Origin of the sequence: Winogradskyella sp. (assembly GCF_045105575.1) — a bacterium.
In the GTDB taxonomy this organism is placed as follows: domain Bacteria; phylum Bacteroidota; class Bacteroidia; order Flavobacteriales; family Flavobacteriaceae; genus Winogradskyella.
On record NZ_JBGCDQ010000042.1, the window covers coordinates 65,584 to 91,400 of the forward strand.

Below are 25,817 nucleotides of genomic sequence, written 5' to 3' on the forward strand. Positions count from 1 at the left end.
GTGACAGTCTCCCAATTATTATCTACAGTGTAACTGTAGTTTGAACCACCATTATTTCCTAATCTAAGCGTTATAAGGTCGTGATTTGAAGAAGACGTTGCTGCTACAGTTGTACTTTAGGCGTAATAACTTACAGATCTACTAGGTGTGTTGTAACTTCCAGGAATCGTTGTTGTTCCTGTTGAAGCTGTCGTTGTAGCAAAGGATACTTCTGCAACCTCGGAAGAGGAAAACCCATTATCACTATATCTAATAAAAACACGTTCTTCTGGGGATTTCGCTCCACTAAGTGTCACTGTTATTACTTCATCTTCATTAGGTGCAACGAAAGAACTTGTTACGGTTGAAATGTTCACTGGTAGGCTTGAAGTTTCCATTATCACAGCATTTCGGTTGGTATAAGATAATCCATCAATTTGAAATGTATAATAGTTACCAGTAGTTGTGCCAGAACTTACAACGCCATTTGGGCTTCCCCCAAGTCCATGAAATAAGGTGAATTCAGCATCCAATGGTGAAGCTCCATTTTGCCATTTATTATTGAAATTATCCCATTCTATAACATATTCATCAGTATTACTGGTAGATTGAACCGTTAGAGAACGAATCGTTGCTCCCGTAGCTCCATCATTAAATGTTCTACTAGTTGAATAATTATTATCGAATTCTGCTATCCATGCGTAATTGGCTTGTGCGAAAGTAAGAGATGTGCATGCCGCTATAATCATAGCTATAAAAAATATAAACTGAGTGTATTTTATCATCATAATAAATTCATTTTTAAGTATCTCAAAGATAGGTATCTACTACTATAAATTTTATAATTCTACTTACGAAAACGTTTTCGTGTTAATAAATTCTCGTTTTTGAGGTTGTTCTAAACTGTTTTTGGTAAAAAAAAGCATCCAAATCAAGGACGCTTTTTTTAATTTTTAGAGGTGATGTCTATTTAATAATCACTTTTTGCGTCTTTGTTTGTGATGCATTTTGTAATTCTACAACATAGACTCCGATGCTTAAGTTACTAATATCGATAGTTTGCGTATGAAGCGAGGTCATTAAATTTGTAGACAAAACGCTACGTCCTTGTAAATCATAAATATGAGCCGTTGTTGGCTCTAATAACTGACCCAAAATTACAACCGTTTTTGCTTTGTCGTTTGTATAGATGTTTAAATGATCAAAACTAGTCTCTGATACAGATAAGGCATTGTTACCAAAACGTAAATAGAATCGACCAGTACCACTGAGATTAGCATTTGGTGTCAACACATAATCCGATGTATTTAAAAGCGTAGAGGTATTATTTAATGTATCGTCTAGGTAAACACTTACCGTATTAGGTAAGGTACTAAGTGCTACGCTAAAGTTAAGCTGTTCACCTTGGTTAGCATTAACGCCTAAAGGGATGCTCACATCAGAAAGATCACTAATGGCTAAAGCTTGAAGTGCCATTGATACACCTGTATTATCTTCTACCAAATGAGAGAACATAGGTGTGTTGCCACCAAATACTTTAGCGTCATAACCAGCGTCTAATCCTCTAGATGCGTTATCATTAAAGAAGAACGTCGTTGTAGCATCTGTATTTAAAGCTAACTTTAATACATAGGTTAAATCATTGTTACGACCTGTAATATAATCATCCGATCCGCTAGTGGTTCTCATATCATCTGAGGCTGTTGGTCCAGTGATAAAGTCAATAGTTCCAGTAAAGTTTGCAGGTGTAATATCTGCTGGTACAAAGAACCCTTGGCCTGGCGCAATGTTAAAGTTTTCTCCAGGAAATGCAGCAATTGTTGCCGAATTGATGATGGTGTAATTCCCAGTTGTTGCTGCTCCACCAGTATAGGTGGCGCTATTATAAGCATAAATGGCTTCTGCGCTATCCTCCATAGGACCACTATTAGCAGCAAGAAACTTGGCAGCATCCAAATAACTTGGATATGGATTTCCTATAAGGTTCCACTGGCTTAACGTTACGTTCGGAGTCGTTATAGTAACCGCCACATCATTAGATAAGGCTTCACCTGTAAAGGTAACTGTTGCACCAGAGGTTGATGCTGCTCTATAGCCTACACCAGAAATTAAAGGTTCTGCAGCAGGATCTGGTGGTGCTGTTTCCAAATATGTTGGTAGATTAACAAATTGTTGATTAACATTATCATAAGGTGCAAAAGCATGAACCGTATTAGCTCCATTTGCTGGAATTATAGTTCTGTTACTTGGATTCCCAAAACTTAAAAAGGATTGAAAATTAAGACCAAATTCTGTTAATGGAATAGATATGAGGTCATTTCCAGCGGCGGTTCCAGATCCGATTTGGTTTACAAAACGTTCATAGTTAATAGTACCTGTTATGGTACCGTTTCTAATTAAACTGGCATAACTAGATGAGGTTGATTCTAAAGTAAGACCATCTGTAGCATCAGCAATGGTTAAGGTGATACCAGAATCTACCGTTAAGCTTGCGCCTGGGTTTACGGTAACCGTGTTAGCACTTGTATTAGATGAAATTGTGGCATCACTAGATTGTACAATAATTTGATCTAAAGACGTCGATATCCCATTCGGATCTACAGGTAACCAATTTGTTCCATCATATACAAAATTTACAGTTCCATCTGTTTTACATAGGCTGATGTCGTCGATATATAAAAGACCAGCTCTACTAGAACTGTAATTAAAGGTGGTGCCAATATAATTACCAGAGGTAAAGTCAGTATTGGTAACCGTTCCTGCACTAGTTTCACCAGATCCATTATCGTCATAAAATAATTCCCAGTCTCCAGATGTGCTTCTAGTTACTCTAATACAAACGTTATCACTTTCACTCCAGTCAAAAGGAGATGCAAGAATTTCAGTATAAGCACCATTGTTTACAGCATATAACTTTAAATCATCTGAAGTGTCCGATTGATTTACGCCTACGGCATATCCTGTTGGTTCAAATAGTAGATTAAAAGTATCTGAAAATAAATTAAAAGCAAATTTGTTACTACCTGATGGATCCCAGCTGCCGTTTCTTATACAAAATTGCCATTCGTAATTACCTGAAGTATAATCTTGGTTACCAAGATCAGAATAGATATAACTACTCCCAGAAACATTATTTAAATCGTGTTTTAATTCACCGCTGGCATTAATGGTCCAGTCACTAGTATTTGACCAATTTGAAAGGTCACCTGAAAAATCATCTGAAAAAATAGAATTACAAGTTGGTGCTACGGCAGTAACGTTAAAACTATTACTAGAATCTGTATTTAGTAATCCAGATGCAGCGGTAAGAACATATCCAGTGCCGACGGTATCAAAAATTAAAGCGTTAAAAAGAGCTTCTCCGTCCACTGCTGGTGCACTCGTTACAGCTACAGCGTCAAAAATACCAGTCGTTGAAGGCGATAGGACAATAATGTCCATAAAATCTAAATCTATATTTACATTAGAATCCACCGCTAGAACACTTGGCGCTGGCGACATGACTATATTTAGAACGCTATCAGAGGTGTCTGTGTCAAAAATTAAATCCGTTGCTGTAACTTCAATACGGTTATCATCGCCTGTAATTGACGTTGAAGCACCTCCTGCATCACCGTCCGCGAATGTAGAACCATTTGTATCTGCAGTAGCAGAACTAATAGTTAATTGAATTTGCTCATTATCTGTAACTGTAGATGTAAAAGTTGCGTAAACACTAAATGTATAAGTACCGTCATCTGGCGCAGATAATGATAACCCTGTAAATGAAGCAGAAGCGCCTATAGTAGTTTGTTCAGATATGTTTGCTGGTCCGTCAAAAATGGCTAAAGCAGCGATATTGTCAAAACCAGTAATATCAAATGTAATATCAGTTAAGGTTGTAGTCAGCGCATCAATATCAGTAGGTGAAGCGCCTGCGTCTTGGATGATAAATTCGCCTATTTTTAAAGCGTTACTATCTAATAAGCCGCTACTAGCATCATAAGCTAAATAATCAATATTATCTGTTTCATCAAATCCAGATTCTACTATGGTTGCGTTTTTAGAAGTTCCTTGTTTAACTTCTACATCATCAAGCAGCCAAGCATCGCCAAAATCTTGAGTTTGCACAAAAGCGATGTAGACGGTTTGTCCATCATATGCGCTAAGGTTAACCGTAAATTGAGAGTATGCAGTACTGCTAAAGTCAGTTTCGTTAAATGTGTCCACCGTTGTAAAGCTGCTGTGATTAGTTTGAGATGTAGTGGACACGCGAACGGTATATACTGTTCCAAAGTCAGATGTATAAAAACTCTTTGAAAAAAAAGATAATTCGGTATTTGATAATAACGACAAATCTAATGCTGGCGTCACTAACCAATCTTCTGTCACGCCACTAGCATCGTCATCGGCAATAACCGCAGCAAATGAACCAGAGTTAGAATCTGAATCAGAAGTCCAACTTTCACCTAAACCTAAGTTGTTAGTTCCCGGAAAAGACGTCCAACAACTTGGCGGAACACCGCTTTCAAAACCTTCTGTGAAAGGAAACGATGTAATTGATGCGCATGGTGTTGTAAAGCTACCTGTAAGTTCTACTAAATTATAGCAAGTGTCAGTAGTGTTATATTCGTAAACGGCTACATGGTATGTTGTTCCTTCAGTTAGGCCTGTTATATTAGTTGAATTTGTTGTAGTTCCAGCAAAAACTGTAAAGTTGCCTGTGCCTAGTTCAGTTCCAGAACCAAAAAGGGTATTGCCTGTATATGAAGTTCCGTTAGCAGGATCAGTATCTACAGCAGCACCTTCTTTTACTACTACTAATACTTCATCTCCATCGCCAGATGTCCAGTTTAGGGTTGCTGAAGTGGTAGTTATAGCGGTTGTATTGTAGGCTGATGCTTGTGTGGTTGGTAACGTACAACTGCTGTTAAAAGCAGTCCAAGTTACATCGTCGATAGCAACTCTATCTGCACCTCCTCCACTTGAACCACCAATATTGTTATCAATTCGTATAACAATGTCACCAGAAATATTTATACCAGAAATTGTAGAAGTTTGAGAAGAAGTTCCATAAGGAACAGTTCCAATACTAACACCATTAATTAATATATCTATATTTCCTGAACCACCACTAAATTTTCTTTGTGTTGTAATCGTAAAATCTCCAATTCCACCAGAGATCGTACCTGATTGAACAAAAGTGTTTCCAGTGTCGTCATTCATTGTTATGGCGTTCCCATTAATTGGCTGATCTGTTCTTGAACGCGTTGCAGTCCATGTTGAGCCATCTTGTCCCGTCCATGATCGTGAGTCGTAACTAGAATTTGAAGGGCTACAACCCGAGGTACATAGATTTCCAAAGTCCTCAACGCCCTGCCCAAACCCTAATCCAGTAATAAATAAAGCAAGTAATAATGTGTAAAAATGTTTCATATATAAAATTTATAATCAATAATTCTATTTTTTACAAAAATGACATTATGCTTTGTTAAACGAAAGGATGACATTTTTGTGTGCTTCATCGTTGATTTATAGAACTTCAACGACAATCCATTGATTATAAGTAAGGTGTTTAGCAGAATAGGGGACGCAAATATAATAAACAGCCTAGTTTTTACTAGAATTAGTTATTAACAAACTGTTAAGTTTCTTTTAAGACACAGGTTTTATAAGCTGGTCACTTTTATGTATTTGTTGGATGTGAATTTAAGTACTTATTCTAAAACAAAAAAAACGCATCTCTAGTGAGATGCGTTTTCAATTTAAAAGATAGTCTTGTGTATTGACTTATCTAAGTATCAGTTTTTCCGTCTTAGTTGTGCCATTTTGGCTTTGTAATTCTATAACGTAAATTCCAGAGGTAAGATTAGAAGCGTCAATGCGGTGTTCTGTACTATTAGCATCTAATTGTTGTGAGCTTATCACTCTTCCTTGAATATCGTATAAGTTGCACTGTGTTTTTGCAGCTAAACGTCCTTTAACAACTATGGCTTTTAGCTGTGTATCAGTGTATATTTCTATACCATTTAAGACATCATCATTTAGGCTCAATGCACTTCTTGAGAAGTGTATGTAGAAACGTCCTGTGCTCGTTAATGTTGTATTTGGTGTAAACGTATAGTCACCATCTAAAAGGTTTGTAAAGGTATTTGTAACATTATCTTCTAAAGTCACTGATACTCCTTCTGGGATGTTGTGTTCTGCGATACTTACAACAGCTTGCACTCCTTGTGCAACATTAATTCCTAAAGGAATAGATACGTTATCTAAATCTGCAAAACTTACCGCTTGCGCTGCCAAGTTGTTTCCTAAGTTGTCTTCTACTAAATGTGAGTAGATGGCAAAAGTAGGTTCAGTAGCTTCAAACAATTCAGAGTCGTAACCTGGATCCATACTTAAAGATGCATTATCATTAAAGTATAAAGCCGTTTGGTACTGCTGCTCGTTATCAGTCACTTTGAGATTAACGTGCGCTAGATTTTGATTTGCAGCTCTACCAGATATAAAATCGTCTGTTGTGCCAGTCGTTCGCATGGCTGGAGTAAAGTCTATAGAACCTCCACCAGTTTTAGAATTCACAAAAAAGCCTTGACCTGGTGTAAGTTTAGCAGTTGGATTAGCGTCTGCATACGCCTGGTTCCATACAAGAAATCCGCTAGTAATATCGCCAATATAGCCATAGACTCCAGAAGAAGCTGGGTCAAATTCAGTACTATTTTCAGCTAAAAAAGTCGATAGATTTATGTATGAAGGATATGGGTTACCTATAAGGTTACTTCTACTGCCAGCGCCAACTGTTATTGGTACGGAAAGCGTTCCTGTCTCTACATCACCAACAAATCTAAATGTTGAGCCTGTAGGCTGAGTAGAGGCAGTTCTATAGCCAATACCAGCAGCAATTAAAGACGGATCATCGGTTGCTGAATAATTAACATAGCTGTTTGTAACGTTGTTAAAAGGTCCAAATAAAAATGAAGGTACACCACCAATATTACCAGATGGAATGTCGGAATTCGCAGTTCTTAATGCTAAAAATGTTTGATTAGCATTGGTGACAGGAGCAGAAATTAAATCATTATTTCCTGTTGATGATCCCGTACCTGTAAATTGATTGACATGACGGTTGTAAATCACTTCACCTGTAACGTTATCTGTTATTAAACTAGAATATGAGGTAGAAAGAGAGTTTAATTCCAAAACACCGTTATTAATAACACCTGTATTAGCCGTTATGGATTGCCCTGGAGTCACCGTCGTGGTTCCGCCATCGTTGATAAAGAAATTGGCAATTTCAATATTAGAACCAACGTTGTAAGTTCCATCAAGGATATAGGCATCATCAGTTCCTGTGGTATTCGATGGAGCGTTCGGTGACCAGCCACTAACAGGGCCAGCTTCTGAGTATACTAAACCATCAAAAACACTTACGATTTTAAAATTATCGAATCCAGAATAACCTGCGGCACGGTTGTTTCTTAATCTCACCTGTAATCCTGCAGTTGAGCTCCCGTCAGGAATATTAATTTTCACCCTTCCTTGGTCATCATTAATAGTGCCATTGCCATCAAAAACAGTGACCCATCCACCTGTTGCACCACCATTTAGTCTAAGACGGTATTGGATATCATTAGCATTATTGTTATAACCAACAACTTGCCAATCAAATTCTATTCTAACATCGCTAAAACTACTAACATCAATATCTGCCAATGTAATTACAGCAAAAGGGTTCGCTGTGTCGTTTAAATCATTTTCACCTAAGATTTCATCAGAAAATGTTGTGTTATTAATAGGTGATGCATCGGTCAGGGCAATTTCGCCAAAATATCCTACCGTGTCTCCCCAATCTACAACCGTTCCAAAAAATGGAGTATCGCTGGTGTAAGTCCAACCCGTCGCAGTATCAAAGTTTTGTTCTGCTACTGCTATCAATGGGCCATCAATATTAAAAGAACCACTAGTACCTGATATTGAAGGTAAAGTCGTTGAAGCCAATAAATTTCTGTTGATCTCTTGCCCGACAAAGACAATTTTATCTAAGGTAGCTTCGCCATTTACCATGTTGTAAGTTTCGCCTACAATACTACTTGATCCTGATATGGTGGCGACGTCTATACCAGTAAAGTTGGCATCTAAATCTAAATTTAAGTTGGCGTCAATTGCGCGTATGGTCGGAAAAGGCACCATAACCTCAGATTGGTTACCGTCTGTAGGCTGTTGTACAAATTCAAACTGGCTTGCGGTGACTTCTATTCTATTGTCATCGCCAGCAATTGAGGTTTCAGCACCACCAGCGTTTGCGGTAGCAAATAATGAACTGCCAGTTGCAGGTGTAGTTACCGCGTGTACAGTTAATTGTATTTGCTCGTTATCAGTCACTGCAGTCTTAAAAGTTGCAAACACAAAAAAGTCTTTTGTGCCACCATCAATAGCGGTTAAATTTAACCCAGTAAAGTTGGTTAAAGGAGTTACAGTTGTTACTTCTGCGACATTAGTAAATCCATCAAATATTGCGATCGCTGCAATATTTTCGCTATTGGCTATGGTAAATTCAATGGAATTTAAAATCGTATTATCGGTGTCAGTATCGCTACCTGCACCACCATCTCTAATAGTAAAAGCACCTATGGCTTTTGAATTTGCACTAGGAAAAACGCTTAATCCAGAAGTGGCGTTAAATGCAGTGTAATCAATATTGGCATCAGGAACACTAGGAACTGTTAAGGCTGTAATGTCTGATTCAATACTGTTTGTAGATGTGGTAGCAACGCTTCCTAAAAGTCTGATTCCTGGCGATGGTACTGCTGCTGAAATAGACCACGTGTTTGATTGAATAACTCTAAGGAAACCTCCGCTAGTTGTTGCTCCCCATGCGTATAATCTAAATGTTATTGTTCCTGAAGCACCAGACAATACGCCAGGGCCTGCTGCTGATAAATTAAAAATTTCATTTGTGTCAGCTGCTGTAAAAGTTTGACTCCCTGTTAAAGCGACACCAGCAGTAGCGAAGTTGTCTAGGCTGTAGAAAATTTGCCAGTCTGTAGGGCCATTGGTGTTTCTTCTTAGTCTTATATCTAGGTCTGTTAACGTAATTTCAAAAGTTGTACTTGCTGTAGTAGACCATTCAATGTAGTCATTGTTGGTCTCGGCAGTTGCTTGGTTGCCAGCAACAGTCCAACCATTAGATGTAAAGTTGCCACTCACCGTACTTTGAGCGACACCAGACCCTCTAGTTAGACCTGCGGAAGATATGTTTGCGACATTATCTGTCAGTGTCGGCCCAGCTATGTTTGCTCGGTCAATAGTAACGATGGTTTGACTAAATCCTAAAGAAAATAGGACTGTCAAAACATAAAACATGTAAATTTTTTTCATAATTCTTGGTATTTTTAGTTATAACACCTTGGCATTAACATATTAAGAGGTGTTTTGTAACTATTTCTTATACTGTGCGAAGGTAATTTAATTATATGAATAAACAATTTTTTTTGCTTATTTATTAGCTGAAGTGTAAGTTTTAGAAATATTATTCCTACAAAAAATGTAAAAATTAATTTTTTTAGATAACAAAGAATGGATATTTGGCGGCTTTATGATTCTGTTGTATGGTTATGTGTTGCGCTTTGCTTTTGCTACATTAAAAAGATGGATTTAAAGCGGTTTTAGGCGGAAACTTGATACCCTTTGATTTTTGTTAAACCATACGTTTAGGGTTTTGTAGAGAAAAAATTGGATACGTCGTAGATGCCTTGAGTTTTATAATGCACGTTAAATAATTATCTCGCTATTTCAAACGGTAATAGTTCATAATTAAGTATTTTTATCCGCTCTTAGTTGAATGACTATGGTAAAAGAGTAAAAGTTGAGCCTAGATTTACACAATTTAAAGCGAGAGAATTATAATTTTAGAATATAAATTGAATGTTGAATTTAGAACTGTTAACTCACACTTGTAAATACATTATGACACTGTTTAAATTTTGAAATTCAGTAAACGACATGTAGCAAAAACCATAACCTGGAGAATTTTAGGAACGTTAGATACATTTTTATTGTCATGGCTCATCTCAAGTGATATTAAAGTTGGTGTGCAAATCGGTCTTTTGGAACTGGTGACTAAAATGGTTTTATATTATGCTCACGAGCGACTTTGGTTTAAGTCGAACATAAAGTCATCAAACAAGCGTCACATTCTAAAAACGTTTTCTTGGCGAGCAATAGGTACTTTAGATACGATTATCTTAGCTTGGGTAATTACTGGTAACCCTTTAACAGGACTTAAAATTGGAGTAGCTGAGGTGATAACTAAAATGTTATTATATTTTGGTCACGAAAAGCTGTGGTATCGCATAGATTATGGTTTAGATCGAAGAAAGCAGCGAGAGCAGATAAATACGTTCCAAAAATCTGGAGAATTATGAGTATGAATACCGTGCGGCAGGATTATAAAATCGTTAGAGCAGATCGTGAAAAGCGGCATGGTCATCGGTCTTTTTTACTATGGTTTACTGGCTTATCCGGTTCTGGGAAATCTACCTTAGCTAATTTGGTAGAAGTCGCGCTTTATCAAAAAGGCATCTCTACCTTTAGTTTAGATGGTGATAACATCAGACAAGGCATTAATAAAGATTTGAGTTTTGCTCCTGAAGACAGGACCGAAAACATAAGACGTATCGCAGAAATTTCAAATTTAATGGTTAATGCAGGTGTGGTAACTTTAGCAGCTTTCGTGTCACCATATCATAAAGATAGAGAAAACATAAAAAATATTGTAGGAGAAGATAATTTCTTTGAAATATATGTCAATACTTCGCTCGAAGAATGCGAACGAAGAGATGTTAAAGGTCTATACAAAAAAGCACGAGCAGGCGAAATTAAAAATATGACAGGTATTTCTGCACCGTATGAAGTACCTATGCATCCAGATTTAGAAATAGTAACCGATCATCAAAGTATAGAAGCATCTGTTCAAACTATTTTAGACTTTATTATTCCAAAATTAAAAGAGAGCATATGAGTAATTATATAATGAATCATTTAAAAGAACTAGAATCCGAAGCTATTTTTGTGATTAGAGAGATTGCAGCACAGTTTGAAAATCCTGTATTACTTTTTTCTGGTGGTAAGGATTCAATTTTATTAACGCATTTAGCTAAAAAAGCTTTTTTTCCGGCAAAAATTCCGTTTCCTTTGATTCATATAGATACTGGTCATAATTTCCCTGAAACGATTGCTTTTAGAGATGAATTAGTAGAAAAATTAGGAGTTAAACTTATTGTTGGTTCCGTGCAAGAAGCTATTGACAAAGGACGTGCTAAAGAAGAAACAGGTGCAGATGCATCTCGTAATTCACTTCAAATTGTATCACTTTTAGACACGCTTGAGGAGTACAAAGTAGATGCCGCCATGGGTGGTGCTAGACGCGATGAGGAAAAAGCACGAGCGAAAGAGCGTTTCTTCTCTCATCGTGATGAATTTGGTCAATGGGATCCTAAAAATCAAAGACCTGAATTGTGGAACCTTTTTAATGGTCGCAAGAATTATGGAGAGCATTTTAGGGTGTTTCCTATATCAAACTGGACAGAAATGGATGTTTGGGAATACATTAAATTAGAAAATATTGATTTACCGTCACTCTATTTCTCTCATCAACGCGATTGCGTGCTAAGGGATGGTGGTATTTTGGCAAATTCAGACTTTATTAAATTAAAAGAAAATGAGGAAGTGGTGAATATGACGATTCGTTACAGAACCTGTGGAGATATGCCAATTACTGGAGCCGTAGAATCTGAAGCTGATACATTAGACAAAATCATCGAAGAAATTGCAACAACAACAACTACGGAACGTGGTGGAAGAGCTGATGACAAGCGTGCTGAAACTGCTATGGAAGATCGCAAAAAACAAGGGTACTTTTAAAAAATTTTACAGAAGAGATTAGAATGACATATCAAAATATAGAATTATTACGTTTTACAACGGCAGGTAGTGTAGATGATGGCAAAAGCACATTAATTGGGCGTTTGCTATATGATAGTAAATCAATTTTTCAAGATCAATTAGATGCTGTAGAGGCGTCTAGTAAATCAAAAGGCTTTGATTACGTGGATTTATCATTACTAACAGATGGTTTAAAATCTGAACGCGAACAAGGTATTACTATTGATGTAGCATATCGTTATTTTGCTACACCGAAGCGTAAATTTATTATTGCTGATACTCCTGGGCACATTCAATATACACGAAATATGGTTACTGGTGCATCCACTGCTAACTTAGCCATTATACTTATTGATGCACGTAAAGGCATGTTAGAGCAAACCCATCGTCATGCCTTTATTGCGTCTTTATTGCGCATTCCTCATGCTATCGTATGCGTTAATAAAATGGATTTGGTAGATTACAGTGAGAAAACTTATGATTCAATTGTTTCAGATTTTAAAGCGTTCTCTTCTAAATTAGGTATTAAAGATATTCAGTTTATTCCTATCTCAGCTTTAAATGGCGATAATGTGGTGAATCGTTCTGAACATATGGATTGGTATCAAGGTAGTACATTGATGTATCATTTAGAAACCGTTCATATTTCAAGTGATCATAATTTGGTAGATTGTCGCTTTCCTATTCAGTCTGTTATTCGACCACATACTTTAGAAAATCAAGATTATAGAGGTTTTGCAGGTCGTATTGATGGTGGAATTTTTAAACCAGGTGATAAAGTAAAATCCTTACCTTCAGGCTTTGTGTCAACCATAAAAACCATTGAGCTTAACGGTGAACAAATAGCAGAAGCTTTTGCTCCTATGTCGGTGACTATGACATTAGAAGATGAAATAGATAACAGTCGTGGTGATATGATTGTACGTGAAAATAACGTGCCAGAAATAGGACAAGATTTAGAGGTTTTAGTCACTTGGATGAGTGCTAAGCCTATTCAGGCAAGAACTAAATTAGTGATTAAGCATACTACAAATGAGTCTGTAGGCATGGTAAAAGAGTTAAAATATAAAATCGATATTAATACCTTGCATCGTGTTGAAAGTATAAATCAGGTAGAAATGAATGATATTGCACGTTTGTCTATTAGAACAGCGAAGCCAATGTTTTACGATGCTTACAAACGAAATCGCCAAACTGGAAGTATTATTATCATTGATGAGCAAACCAATGAAACAATTGGAGCAGGTATGATTATTTAAGTATGGATAAAAATTTAAAAACAGCTATAATAGCTGCCCTAGAAGCAGGAAAAGTAATTTTAGATATTTATAAATCTGAAGATTTTGAAGTGGAATTAAAAGGTGATAATTCTCCACTTACAAAAGCAGATATCGCTTCTCATAATGTTATTTTGTCTTATTTAAAGAAGACGGATATTCCAGTGCTTTCAGAAGAAGGGAAATCTATACCATATGCTAATAGAAAAGATTGGAAACAGTTGTGGATTGTGGATCCAATAGATGGTACAAAAGAATTTATTAAACGTAATGGCGAGTTTACAGTCAATATTGCGCTAATAGAGGATCAAAAAACAGTCCTTGGTGTTATTTATGTGCCAGCTTTGGGAGAACTCTATTTCTCGACTAACAAATTAGGGTCTTATAAAATAGCAATAAGCCTGCAAGATTATAATATTGATTCGATATTAGAGGATGGTGAAAAATTACCATTGGAAAGAGAAGATAAAACGTTTACTGTTGTCGCAAGCCGTTCGCATATGTCGCCAGAAACAGAAGCTTATGTTAGGGAGATGCGTGTGAAGCATGGATCTGTAAATTTAATATCTAAAGGGAGTTCATTAAAATTGTGCATGGTCGCAGAAGGGCAAGCGGACTGTTATCCGAGATTTGCACCAACTATGGAGTGGGATACAGCAGCAGGCCAAGCCATTTGCGAGCACGCAGGTTTTGAGGTTGTCGATTGGAGTACAAAAGAACCTATGCTCTACAATAGAGAGGAATTATTGAACAATTGGTTTTTGGTAAAGCGATAGTATTCGGTAGTTTTGGTTTTCTTAAGATTGAATTTTGAATAGTAATTAAGCATGAAAAATAAAAAAAATATATTAGTTACAGGTGGCGCAGGCTTCATTGGTTCTCATGTGGTACGTCTTTTGGTTAAAAAATATTCTAGTTGCCAAATCTATAACTTGGACAGTTTAACATACGCTGGTAATCTGGAGAATTTAAGCGATATAGAATCTAAAAATAACTACAAGTTTCTAAAATTAGACATCACAGAAGCGGAGGCTATTTCGGAAGCCTTTGAAACTTATAAATTTGATACTGTTGTACATTTAGCAGCAGAATCTCATGTAGATCGGTCCATAACAGATCCGCTAGCATTTGCCAGAACCAACATCATGGGAACTTTAAATCTTTTGCAAGCAGCCGCAAAACTTTGGAAAGCGGATTTTAAAGATAAATTATTTTACCATATTAGTACCGATGAGGTTTATGGTACTTTAGGAGAAACAGGATTATTTACAGAAACTACGGCTTATGATCCTAACTCGCCTTACTCAGCTTCTAAAGCCAGTAGTGATCACTTTGTTCGCGCTTATGGTGAGACTTACGGCTTGCCGTTTATAATTTCAAATTGTTCCAATAATTATGGACCTAACCAGTTTCCTGAGAAATTAATACCACTTTTTATTAATAATATTATTTTAGAAAAACCGCTTCCTGTGTATGGTGATGGTAATTATACAAGAGATTGGTTATATGTTATCGATCATGCTATTGCCATAGACTTAATTTTATCCGAAGGTAAACTCAAACAAACTTATAATATTGGTGGTTTTAATGAATGGAAAAATATTGACTTGGTAAAGTTACTATGCAAGCAGATGGACTTTAAACTTGGGAAACCAACAGGGACAAGTGAACAATTAATAACTTACGTAAAAGATAGACCTGGGCACGATTTAAGATATGCCATAGATGCCTCAAAAATTAATTCTGAACTCGATTGGAGTCCGTCCGTAACATTTGAAGAAGGCTTAAGTAAAACCATTGATTGGTATTTGAACAATGAAGCCTGGATGGAAAAAGTGACAAGTGGTGATTACTTAAAATACTATAAAGAGCAATATCAGTAATTCGAAATAATTCGAATAAATTAACGAAAAAGATGAAAGGAATTATTTTAGCAGGAGGATCAGGAACCAGACTTCATCCCTTAACATTAGCAGTAAGTAAGCAGTTATTACCGATTTATGATAAGCCTATGATTTATTATCCATTGTCGGTTTTAATGTTGGCTGGTATAAAGGAAATTCTAATTATATCTACACCACACGATCTTCCAAATTTTAAACAACTCTTAGGTGATGGAAGCCAACTAGGTATTGAATTAAGTTATATAGAACAACCAAGTCCAGATGGATTAGCACAAGCCTTTATTTTAGGTGAAAAATTTATAGGAGACGATAGTGTTTGCTTAGTTTTGGGTGATAATATTTTTTATGGAGCAGGATTGCAAAATATATTGAAACAATCTGTTGAAAGTGTTGAGAAAGATGGAAGCGCTATCGTTTTTGGGAATTACGTAAAAGATCCAGAGCGTTATGGTGTTGCGGAATTTGATACTGACAAAAATGTCATTAGCATAGAAGAAAAGCCAAAACAACCTAAATCTAATTATGCAGTCGTTGGCTTGTATTTTTATCCAAATTCAGTGGTAGAGGTTGCTAAAAATGTAAAACCGTCTCATCGTGGTGAACTAGAGATCACATCGGTTAATCAAGCTTATCTCGATCAAAAGAATTTAAAACTTCAAATTCTAGGCAGAGGATTTGCGTGGTTAGATACAGGTACGCATGAAGCGCTAACAGAAGCAACCGAATTTGTTAAAGCGGTTGAAAAACGAACAGGTCTTAAAATTGCGTGCTTGGAAGAAATAGCGGTTTATTATAAATGGATTACTAAAACGCAAGTTGCAGAACAAATTAAAGACTTAAAGGGTGATTATTATGATTATTTGAAACAAATTGTAAACCGATAGCTATTTTAAAATGATCTCTTAAATTTTTTTAATAGTTTTTAGTTAAGCAGAACTTCTTAATAAAAAGCGATAAAGTGCAGCGAGACAAATCTTGTTTTCAATATATTGATGATTCATCTTAAAATAAGGTTTTGAAAGTGATTAAGGAGTTTATCATTTTTAGTGTAATATATAAAAGTTAAAAACAGAAAAATAAATGAAGCGTATTTTACTGGTAGTTGGTACTAGGCCCAACTATATAAAAATTACTCAATTCAAAAAAGTAGCCGAAAAAAAATTTGAAAACCAATTCGATATTAAAATTGTACATACTGGTCAGCATTTTGATAAAGCTATGGCAGATATTTTTTTTGAACAGCTTGATATATGGCCTGATTTTACTTTGAATATTCCTCAAAAAAGTGCAAATAATCAAATTGGTGAAATTATGATTCGTTTAGAAGATGTAATAAACGAATTTAAGCCTAACTTAATAATTGTTCCGGGTGATGTTAATTCAACCCTTGCGGCAGCTATTACAGCTAATAAAATGGGAATTCCACTTGGGCATTTAGAAAGTGGTTTGCGCAGTTTTGATAGAACCATGCCCGAAGAAATAAATAGGCTTCTAGTCGATGAAATCACTGATTATTTTTTTGTAACAGAGCAAAGTGGGATGGATAATCTAATTAAAGAAGGTAAGCATAAGAATAAAATTTTTTTTATTGGTAATACTATGATTGATACCCTTGTTGCATTTGAAGCAGATATTCAGTGTCAAAACCACATGAGTACTTATGGTTTAAAAAAGGATGGCTTTATTTTAATTACAATTCACAGACCATCTACAGTGGATGATAAACATGGCTTGTTAAGGTTATATAATTTGCTCAAAAAATTATCTACTACTGACAAAATTGTATTCCCAATGCATCCGAGAACAATCAAGAATATTGAGAAGTTTGATCTAAAAAAAGAGTTTGAAAGTATAAATAATTTAATCAAAATCGGCCCATTAGATTATTTTGGTTTTCAAAACTTAATTCATAATGCAAAAATAGTAATTACTGATAGTGGTGGTATTCAAGAAGAGACTACTTTTAAGCAAAAGCCATGTTTAACGCTGAGGCCTAATACTGAGCGCCCGATAACTTTAGAGGTCGGTTCTAATACGTTATTAGATTTTGATATATCAATTATTTTAGAATATGTCGGGAAAATTCAAAGTGGTAATTATAAAAAAGGGCGAGTTCCTAAATTTTGGGACGGAAAATCTACGGAGCGTTTACTAAAGATTTTATCAGAAGAGTAGATGATAGAGATAGTAATAGTTGATCGTTATAGATTAGTCTTATTAAAAAAGAAACCATAATTTAAGGCGTAAAGTTTTGACATACAAACGCATTTCAATCTTTTATTTTTATTTTAAATTTTAGAAAATATTTAATTAGCCGTATATTTTATTAGCTTTGCAAATTGAAATAATATCTATTCTTTAACGTTTTTTTTGCATATCAATGAATAAAATTGCATTTATTACTGGTGTTACAGGTCAAGACGGCGCTTACCTCAGTGAGTTTTTGTTAAAAAAAGGCTATGAAGTCCATGGGTTAAAGCGTCGTTCCTCATTATTTAATACCGATAGAATAGACCACTTGTATCAAGATCCACATGTAGATCATCGTAATTTTTACTTGCATTATGGTGATATGACTGATAGTACCAACCTGATACGACTAATTAAAGAAATTCAACCAGACGAGATTTACAACTTAGCGGCAATGAGCCACGTAGCTGTGTCTTTCGAGATTCCAGAATATACTGGTAATGCAGATGGTCTAGGTACCTTACGTATTTTAGATGCCGTACGCTTATTGGGTTTAGAAAAGAAAACAAGAATTTACCAAGCTTCAACCTCAGAGTTGTATGGTAAAGTGCAAGAAGTGCCACAATCTGAAACGACACCATTTTATCCGAGGTCGCCATACGCTGTGGCTAAAATGTACGCGTATTGGATAACAGTAAATTACAGAGAGGCCTACAATATGTATGCCTGTAACGGTATTTTATTTAATCATGAATCACCCATTAGAGGTGAGACCTTTGTAACACGAAAAATTACAAGGGCAGTTTCAAGAATAGCACTTGGATTACAAGATAAATTTTACTTAGGAAATCTTGACGCGCAGAGAGATTGGGGACACGCCAAGGATTATGTGCGTATGATGTGGATGATTCTGCAAGCTGATGCGGCTGAAGATTGGGTTATAGCTACAGGAAAAACTACTCGAATTCGAGATTTTGTCCATATGAGTTTTGCTGAAGTGGGAATAGAATTAGAATTTAAAGGTGAAGGTGAGGAAGAAAAGGCTTATGTGATAAAATGTAATGATCCTAAATATCAACTAGACATAGGAAAAGAAGTCTTAGCTGTTGATGCACGTTATTTTAGACCAACAGAGGTGGAGTTGCTTATTGGAGATGCTTCAAAAGCCAAAAACAAATTGGGTTGGGAATGTAAATACGATCTCAACGATCTAGTTAAAGACATGATGCAAAGCGATATAAAACTGATGAAAGAACAACAATACCTTGAAGAAGGTGGATATAATACCATGAATTATTTTGAGTAGTATAGCGAAAGATTCAAAAATATACATTGCTGGGCATCGTGGTATGGTCGGTTCTGCGGTTTGGAGAGCCCTTGAAGCCAAAGGTTATAAAAACCTTGTTGGTAAAACCAGTAGCGCACTCGATTTGCGAAATCAAAAAGAAGTCGCTGAATTTTTTGATGCAGAAAAGCCAGATATGGTCATAAACGCAGCCGCCAAAGTAGGTGGGATTTTAGCCAATAACAATCATCCATATCCATTTTTAATGGAAAACTTACAGATTCAGAATAATTTGATTGATTCGGCTCATAAAGCTGAGATTCAAAAATTTGTATTTTTAGGAAGCTCATGTATCTATCCAAAATTTGCGCCTCAGCCCCTTAAAGAAGAATATCTATTAACGGATAGTTTAGAGCCTACTAATGAGTGGTATGCTATCGCTAAAATTGCAGGTGTGAAAGCTTGTGAAGCTATTAGAAAACAATACGGTAAAGATTTTGTGAGCCTAATGCCTACTAATTTATACGGTCCAAATGATAATTTTGATTTGCAAAGTTCACATGTATTACCAGCCATGTTACGCAAATTTCATGAAGCAAAAGAAAATGGGCATAAGCCAGTGAATTTATGGGGAAGTGGCACTCCAATGCGCGAGTTTCTGTATGTAGATGATTTAGCACAAGCCGTTTTGTTTACAGTTGAAAACGTATTACCAGAACACTTATATAACGTAGGTACTGGTGCAGATGTGACAATAAGGGAATTGGCTGAAACCATACAAGATATTATTGGACATAATGGAGAACTGGTTTGGGATAGCTCGAAACCAGATGGTACACCACGTAAATTAATGGATAGTTCTAAGTTAGGGAAATTAGGTTGGAAACACACTATAACGTTAAATAAAGGAATAGAAAAGACTTATAATTGGTTTAAAATTAATAATAATTTATTATGAATAAATATAAAGCACCATACGTAATTGCTGAAATAGGATGCAACCACAAAGGCGATATCAATATTGCAAAAGAATTAATTAAAATGGCAAAAATATTTTGTAATGTAGATGCAGTTAAGCTACAGAAAAGAAACAACAAGGAGTTGTTAACTGAAGAGCAGTATAACGCACCGCACCCAAACCCTGTTAATTCTTATGGCGATACATATGGAGCACATCGAGAGTTTTTAGAATTCGATGTTGATCAAAATAGAGAATTAAGAGATTATTGTGTTGAATTGGGTATTACGTTTTCTACCTCCGTTTGGGATTTGACCTCTGCAAAAGAAATGACTAGCTTAAACCTTGACTTCTTAAAGATTCCTTCAGCTTGTAACAATAATTATACAATGCTAGAATGGTTGGCACTCAATTATAAAGGCGAAATACACGTCTCTACTGGGATGACGTATTTGGATGAAATAGAAGAAATAGTGTCACTTTTTGAAAAGCACAACAGAGCAAAAGACGTTATCATTTATAACTGTACTTCTGGCTACCCAGTTCCTTTCAAAGATGTATGTTTATTAGAAATATTGAAACTTAAAGAAAAGTACGAAAACAGAGTTAAGGCTATTGGTTTTTCTGGACACCATTTAGGGATTGCGATAGATGTTGCAGCTTTCACACTTGGTGCGTCTTATGTTGAAAGACATTACACATTGGATAGAACATGGAAAGGAACTGATCATTCTGCTTCTTTAGAACCAGATGGTATGAGAAAATTAGTAAGAGATTTAAAAGCAACTCATGAGGCTTTGTCTTACAAAAAGACGGAAATTCTCGATATCGAAAAAGTTCAAAGAGAGAAGCTTAAAAATAAAAAGTAAATTAATATGAATATTGCTTTTATCCCAGTAAGAGGCGGAAGTAAAGGTATACCAGGAAAAAACATTAAGTCTTTTTTTGGTAAACCACTCATATATTGGGTTATATCTGAGTTGCAAAAAACAGATTTAATTGATAAAATTATTTTAGCAACAGATGCTGATGATATAAAAAAAGTAGCAAATTCTTTTGGGTTTAATAAGCTCCAGGTTTACGATAGAAACTTCAAAAATTCTCAGGATCATTCCTCCACTGAAAGCGTGATGTTAGAGTATATAAACGCTTCAAATTATCAAAAAAGTGATTGCTTTATGTTAGTTCAGGCCACGTCGCCTTTAACTACAAATGTCCATTTCTCTGAAGCTATGGAGTTGTTTCAAGCAAATGAATTTGATTCAGTATTATCTTGTGCTTTAGTAAAACGTTTTTTTTGGAATGCATCCGGACAACCCGAAAATTATGATTATAAATCACGACCTAGACGACAAGATTTTAAAGGTGCCTTGTTAGAAAATGGTGCCTTATATATCAATACAGTAGGAAATATTATTGAGCACCAAAATAGACTTTCGGGTAAGATTGGTATATATCAAATGCCAGAATATACTGCTGTAGAAATTGATGAAGAAGAAGACTGGATTGTAGCTGAATCTTTAATGCGGAAACATGTCTTTAAACAAAATCAAGCTAAACCTATAATAAAACTATTTGTCTCAGATGTAGATGGTGTTTTAACAGATGCAGGGATGTATTATTCCGAAACTGGTGATGAACTTAAAAAGTTTAATACTCATGACGGAATGGCTTTCCAAATTTTAAGAGAAAACAATATTAAAACAGGTATAGTAACCTCAGAAGATACTAATATAGTTAGTAAAAGAGCCGCAAAACTTAAAGTAGATTATCTTTATCAAGGTAAAAAGCACAATGGTAAATTATCCGTAGTAAAGGATATTTGTAAAAAAGAAGGAATTTCTTTAGATGAAGTTGCGTATATTGGTGATGATATCAATTGTTTTGAGTTATTATCAGCCGTAGGTTATGCCGCTTGTCCTGCAAACGCAGTCGAAAAGATTAAAAGCATACCACACATCATTAAGTTAGAAAAAGACGGAGGTAATGGTGTTGTGAGAGAATTTGTTTCTTTTTTAGGGTACTAATTCCGGTACGCTTAATAATTATATATTGAGTTTTTTTAGGTTAAATACAAATTCAGACAATCCAATTAGTAAGAAACTTGTTTTTGCTAACTCGGTGAGTATGGCAATTACCAAATTGCTTAGTATTACTGTATTTATTTGGGTTCAACAATATTTATTAAAAAGAATTTCGCCAGACGAGTATGCCATTTATGCCATTATAAGTTCATTGGTATTTTTATTACCGTTTATAACTTCAGCCCTTGTGAGTGCGGGTGTGCGTTATATGATACATGAATATACGCAGCGCGAATTCGAAAGAATGAACAGAATCTTATCGACGTCCGTTATACTAAATGCAATTATAGGTTTCTTGATAATGGTAGTTTCTCTAATCGCGGTATATTACCTTGATAATTTACTGACGATAGAATCAGAATATTTGTTAGATGCCAAATTAATGTTCCTAATTATCATAGGTACTTTTTTGATCAATTTTGTTTTAACCCCTTTAGGACTGGGTTTACATATCACTCAGAAGTTAGTTATTAAAAATATAATAGATTTATCTGTAGAGGTTTTAAAAATAACGTTGTTGTTTTTACTATTATTTGGGGTGAGTACAAAAGCCCTTTGGCTAGTTGTGGCAAATTCCGTAGCCTTATTATTGGCTTTAATAATAAGGATAATACTAAGTAAAAAAATCATACCCGAAATGCAATTTTTAATCTCTGGGTATGATAAGACCTTTGTAATGAAGTTCCTATCTTTTGGCAGTTGGAACAGTATTATTTTATTATCAAGATATTTAAGGAATTTTGCAGCCTTATTTCTTTTAAATCGATTTGGTAATAGCACAGATGTTGCAAGTTTTAATATAGGTAGGTTTGTAAGTCGCCAAACCCTTCAAGTATGGGAGCCTATTAGAGCAAGTATTGGCACCCCTTTAATAGCCATGTATAGTAAGCATCAATTTCAAAGGTTAAATGATACTTACTTAAAAGGTTCTCGATTGGCTATTTGGTTAACAAGTTTTGTAGTGTTTCCTGCTATTATTTTTTCAGAAGCTTTTATTAAACTTTATGTAGGAGATGTATATATTAATGCGGCTTATATTATTATGGCATTACTCTCTATAATACCCTTTCAAATGCTTAATGCCATGTTGCCTCAAATTTCTGCTGCCATGGATAATCAGAAGGATTTGGCTATACGAATGATGATGATACAGATAGTGAATTTAGCCGTTATGTATTATATTCTTGTAGTTATGGAGTTAACCGTTGTAGAAATGGCCTGGTCTATTGCTCTTGTTAATATTGTAGGAGAGTTATTTGTAATAACGGTATTTGCTAAAAAAAATTTAAAAATTACTTATACAAATATATTTAATAAAGGACTTTTGCCTGGTTTAATACCAGGTCTATTAGCTTCGGTGTATTGGTATTTTATACAATATACTTTTGAAGTTACGTCCTATGTTCATTTAACTTTGTTAATTTTGCCAGGAATAATAATGCTCGTACTTGGCATATATATCTTCGGGTTAGAACAAGATAAAAAACAAATGTTAGATGTTATTAAAATCATTCAAAGTAAGTTGAAGAATTAATGAAGTTTAGTCTATATCCCATAATTTATTATGGGCAATTTTTTTTACAAAAGGTATTATCTAAAGTTTCTCAGAAGTATAGAATAAATCTCGTTGCTTTTTTTGAATTTATGGAGGACAAGGATTATGTGATTGTAAAATTAGATTCACCTAAAATTCATCATAATTTTCCTGATGAGTATATCATAGGTACTGATGTGGACATTATTGTTTTAGATAAAGATTTAGGTCGTATTAAGTCTGTAATTTTAGATTTAAATGAAAATAAAAAATTACAATGTCAAGTAATAGATTCTAATAAAAATGTTAAGATTAGGTATGAATTAGGTGGATTTTTAAATTTTCAATTTGATTTATCAGCAAATACCACTAGTAAATTATTTAATGATTGTTTATTTTATAAAGACAGTATGAAAAATCTTAATGTTCCAAATATAAAATACGAATTACTGTTAAGAGCGAAAGAGTTAGATAGTAAATCTTATAAAAAACATCATTTAAAATACCTAATAAAACATAAAAATCAGATTGATTTTGACTTTTTAACGGATAATGGTGTGAATTCCGATACCCTTCAAAAAATAAAGAATAGTTGAAAAAATTTATATATAAAATACTTCTTCAGATAATAGGAATTTTGCTTTTTCCAAGAGAGGTGGTTAATTACTTTACTATAGGAAAGCAATTAACTAACAACACACATTCAAGAATGAGCCCTGCTTTATTGTTGGCCTTTCAATATGAGAAAAATGAGTTTGGCAGAAAAGATGTTATTATACGTTATTTGGCACTAAAAGATAAATTTATTGATAAGGACTCCAAAGGATTGCCGTTATATGCAAAGTTAATGTCTGAGCGCTATAAAGAAAAACCATTTCATAATAAGATAGAAGAGTCTTTGGATGGGGTTTACAGAAATATGAAGGCCAACGGGTACAATAACGATTTTCCTATTCCTGTAAATTCAAAATTTAAATTATTAGATGGCTCGCACAGATTAGCGGCTGCCATTATTAATGGCATTCAAGAAGTGCCAATTACGGTATTACCAACTTGGCATAAAGTTCCATTTACAACGCAATTATTAAAGCGTTATAAGTTTGAAGAAGAAGAACTAGCTGAAATTCAAAAAACAGAAGAAGAACTGTTTTTAAACTTGGGCATATATTTTCCTGTTATTATTTGGCCAACGGCACAGCATTTAAAAAATGAGATAGAAAATGATTTTGGTTTTGAAACTAAATTTAAATTTGAACTCGATTTAAATGCAGAAGAATTTACGACATTTGTACGGGAGATTTATAAAATAGATGATATTGCAGATTGGAAAGTGGACAAAAAGCTTAAAGCAATGACCTCAGAGCAAAATAAAATTAGTGTTATTTTTATTGATTTTCTCCTACCAGATTACAGAAAGAAAAGCAGTAACCAAATCCTTATTTCTAAAACGGGTGAAAAATTAAAAGAACATATTAGAACCAAGTACAAATCAAAAATTGAAAACTATATTTACGATATCATAATACATACTGGTGATAATTACCTGCATAGTGAAAAAATTATAGGAATTACAAGATCATTTATGAATGGAAAGTAAGATGAAATCGAGATTGTTTATCGTATCAGGTCCTTCACAGCTACTTTTCCTAAGTGCAGCACTTCTGAAAAATAAAGAACTTGAGACAGAAGATTTTAAAGATGTAATACTATTTAAAGGTAAAGATATTGACAGCCATAAAAGATCAATCAATCTACAAATAGCTCATAAAGTATGGAATTGGCATAATATACTTTGGCTAAAAGAGATTAACTTTTATAATAACTCTAGTCAAAAGAAGTCAGTAAAAAAACAATTTGATAGCGTAGATGAAATATGGGTTTGTATGCCTTATGGTTTGGAAGAGTTAAGTTTATCAGTATTGTTCCCAAGCGCAAAAATAGTTTACTTTGATGATGGCTTGGGGTCTTATGCCATTCCCAATACACTAAAAGGATATTTAAAAAAGCCTTCTTTTCTCAAAAAGAAGTTCAGTCTTTACTTTAAGAGAACTACTCAAGCGTTGAAAGATGTTTTTAAAGATAAGACATTTAAGATGCCTTCATTTAGCTATTATCAGCGTTATATGCTTTTTTCAGAGTTTTCAAAAAATGAAGTCTTACCTTCAAAACGAGTAATTGTAGATTGGTATTATTTAAAAATACAACTGGTTAAATGTAAAGTTGATATTAATACTCATCTACAATTAAAAAACAAAAAAACATGTTTAATTTTAGGTCAATATTTTTCGTTATTTGGATATATAAATAGAACGCAAGAATTGCAACATTATATTAAGCTTTGTAAGAACTTAGAATCTAGAGGTTATGCTATTATATGGAAAGAGCACCCTAAAAATTCAAAGCCATTTTATAAAGACTTAAAGGAAGAGATAAGTTCAATACAAAATCTCAATGACTATTATGATGATGCAATTCCAATAGAATTAATTGTGAGTAATTTAGATGTGCAACTTTATTTAGCAGCAACGAGTACAAGTTTAGTTATATTAGATAAGGTTTTTAATTATAAGGTATGTTCTTCAGCTCCTCTTTTAGAGCCTTATATGGTGGGTGCAGATAAGTTTGTTGCAAACTTGTTGATAACTAAACTTGATGAAGACCAATTGTTAAAACACCTTTAAGAA

Annotated in this window: 19 protein-coding genes; 16 read left to right on the forward strand and 3 right to left on the reverse strand. The window is 34.6% G+C overall.

What is annotated here, in order from left to right:
* Window positions 1–116: 116 nt before the first annotated feature.
* The 3 genes from AB8B52_RS10475 to AB8B52_RS10485 form a co-directional block, all read right to left on the reverse strand.
* Window positions 117–767: a hypothetical protein gene (locus AB8B52_RS10475; protein ID WP_406027835.1), complete on the reverse strand. Its 651-nt coding sequence runs from the start codon at window positions 765–767 to the stop codon at window positions 117–119.
* Window positions 768–945: 178 nt separating this feature from the next.
* The gene (locus AB8B52_RS10480; RefSeq protein WP_406027837.1) at window positions 946–5,394 is read right to left on the reverse strand and encodes a choice-of-anchor J domain-containing protein; all 4,449 of its coding nucleotides are present in this window, start codon (window positions 5,392–5,394) and stop codon (window positions 946–948) included.
* A gap of 354 nt (window positions 5,395–5,748) precedes the next feature.
* Window positions 5,749–9,336 carry a T9SS type A sorting domain-containing protein gene (locus AB8B52_RS10485; RefSeq protein WP_406027839.1) on the reverse strand — a complete coding sequence of 1,196 codons (3,588 nt, stop codon included), beginning with the start codon at window positions 9,334–9,336 and terminating at the stop codon, window positions 5,749–5,751.
* A gap of 605 nt (window positions 9,337–9,941) precedes the next feature.
* On the opposite strand from AB8B52_RS10485, the gene AB8B52_RS10490 reads away from it, so the two are divergent.
* From AB8B52_RS10490 to AB8B52_RS10565, 16 genes are all read left to right on the forward strand, one after another.
* On the forward strand, window positions 9,942–10,382 hold the full coding sequence (locus tag AB8B52_RS10490; protein WP_406027840.1) for a DUF2061 domain-containing protein: 441 nt from the start codon (window positions 9,942–9,944) through the stop codon (window positions 10,380–10,382).
* Complete coding sequence (cysC, locus tag AB8B52_RS10495; protein WP_406027842.1) at window positions 10,379–10,978, forward strand: adenylyl-sulfate kinase; 600 nt, start codon at window positions 10,379–10,381, stop codon at window positions 10,976–10,978. Before AB8B52_RS10490 ends, cysC begins: the two co-directional genes overlap by 4 nt.
* Window positions 10,975–11,880, forward strand: a complete 906-nt coding sequence (cysD, locus tag AB8B52_RS10500; RefSeq protein ID WP_406027844.1) for a sulfate adenylyltransferase subunit CysD — start codon at window positions 10,975–10,977, stop codon at window positions 11,878–11,880. The genes cysC and cysD overlap by 4 nt, the downstream gene beginning before the upstream one ends.
* A 23-nt stretch (window positions 11,881–11,903) precedes the next feature.
* Complete coding sequence (locus tag AB8B52_RS10505) at window positions 11,904–13,160, forward strand: sulfate adenylyltransferase subunit 1 (protein ID WP_406027846.1); 1,257 nt, start codon at window positions 11,904–11,906, stop codon at window positions 13,158–13,160.
* 2 nt (window positions 13,161–13,162) lie between these two features.
* Window positions 13,163–13,954 (forward strand): 3'(2'),5'-bisphosphate nucleotidase CysQ, encoded by a 792-nt coding sequence (gene cysQ, locus AB8B52_RS10510; protein WP_406027848.1) that lies wholly within the window; start codon window positions 13,163–13,165, stop codon window positions 13,952–13,954.
* Window positions 13,955–14,005: 51 nt separating this feature from the next.
* Complete coding sequence (rfbB, locus tag AB8B52_RS10515; RefSeq protein WP_406027850.1) at window positions 14,006–15,061, forward strand: dTDP-glucose 4,6-dehydratase; 1,056 nt, start codon at window positions 14,006–14,008, stop codon at window positions 15,059–15,061.
* Between the two features lie 32 nt (window positions 15,062–15,093).
* A complete protein-coding gene (gene rfbA, locus AB8B52_RS10520; protein WP_406027852.1) occupies window positions 15,094–15,966 on the forward strand; it encodes a glucose-1-phosphate thymidylyltransferase RfbA in 873 nt (290 codons plus the stop codon).
* Between the two features lie 196 nt (window positions 15,967–16,162).
* A complete protein-coding gene (gene wecB / locus AB8B52_RS10525; protein WP_406027854.1) occupies window positions 16,163–17,257 on the forward strand; it encodes a non-hydrolyzing UDP-N-acetylglucosamine 2-epimerase in 1,095 nt (364 codons plus the stop codon).
* A 205-nt stretch (window positions 17,258–17,462) separates the two neighbouring features.
* The gene (gene gmd, locus AB8B52_RS10530; protein WP_406027856.1) at window positions 17,463–18,578 is read left to right on the forward strand and encodes a GDP-mannose 4,6-dehydratase; all 1,116 of its coding nucleotides are present in this window, start codon (window positions 17,463–17,465) and stop codon (window positions 18,576–18,578) included.
* A gap of 1 nt (window position 18,579) precedes the next feature.
* Complete coding sequence (locus AB8B52_RS10535) at window positions 18,580–19,515, forward strand: GDP-L-fucose synthase family protein (RefSeq protein WP_406027927.1); 936 nt, start codon at window positions 18,580–18,582, stop codon at window positions 19,513–19,515.
* The gene (locus AB8B52_RS10540) at window positions 19,512–20,384 is read left to right on the forward strand and encodes an N-acetylneuraminate synthase family protein (protein WP_406027857.1); all 873 of its coding nucleotides are present in this window, start codon (window positions 19,512–19,514) and stop codon (window positions 20,382–20,384) included. Before AB8B52_RS10535 ends, AB8B52_RS10540 begins: the two co-directional genes overlap by 4 nt.
* Before the next feature lie 6 nt (window positions 20,385–20,390).
* Complete coding sequence (locus AB8B52_RS10545) at window positions 20,391–21,542, forward strand: cytidylyltransferase domain-containing protein (RefSeq protein WP_406027859.1); 1,152 nt, start codon at window positions 20,391–20,393, stop codon at window positions 21,540–21,542.
* Window positions 21,543–21,642: 100 nt separating this feature from the next.
* Complete coding sequence (locus AB8B52_RS10550) at window positions 21,643–23,133, forward strand: lipopolysaccharide biosynthesis protein (protein WP_406027861.1); 1,491 nt, start codon at window positions 21,643–21,645, stop codon at window positions 23,131–23,133.
* Window positions 23,133–23,729, forward strand: coding sequence for a hypothetical protein (locus AB8B52_RS10555; RefSeq protein WP_406027863.1), 597 nt, complete (start codon window positions 23,133–23,135; stop codon window positions 23,727–23,729). The genes AB8B52_RS10550 and AB8B52_RS10555 overlap by 1 nt, the downstream gene beginning before the upstream one ends.
* Window positions 23,726–24,730: a ParB N-terminal domain-containing protein gene (locus AB8B52_RS10560; protein WP_406027865.1), complete on the forward strand. Its 1,005-nt coding sequence runs from the start codon at window positions 23,726–23,728 to the stop codon at window positions 24,728–24,730. The genes AB8B52_RS10555 and AB8B52_RS10560 overlap by 4 nt, the downstream gene beginning before the upstream one ends.
* Entirely contained in the window at window positions 24,720–25,814 is a 1,095-nt protein-coding gene (locus tag AB8B52_RS10565; RefSeq protein ID WP_406027867.1) for a polysialyltransferase family glycosyltransferase, read from the forward strand. Before AB8B52_RS10560 ends, AB8B52_RS10565 begins: the two co-directional genes overlap by 11 nt.
* Window positions 25,815–25,817: the final 3 nt, after the last annotated feature.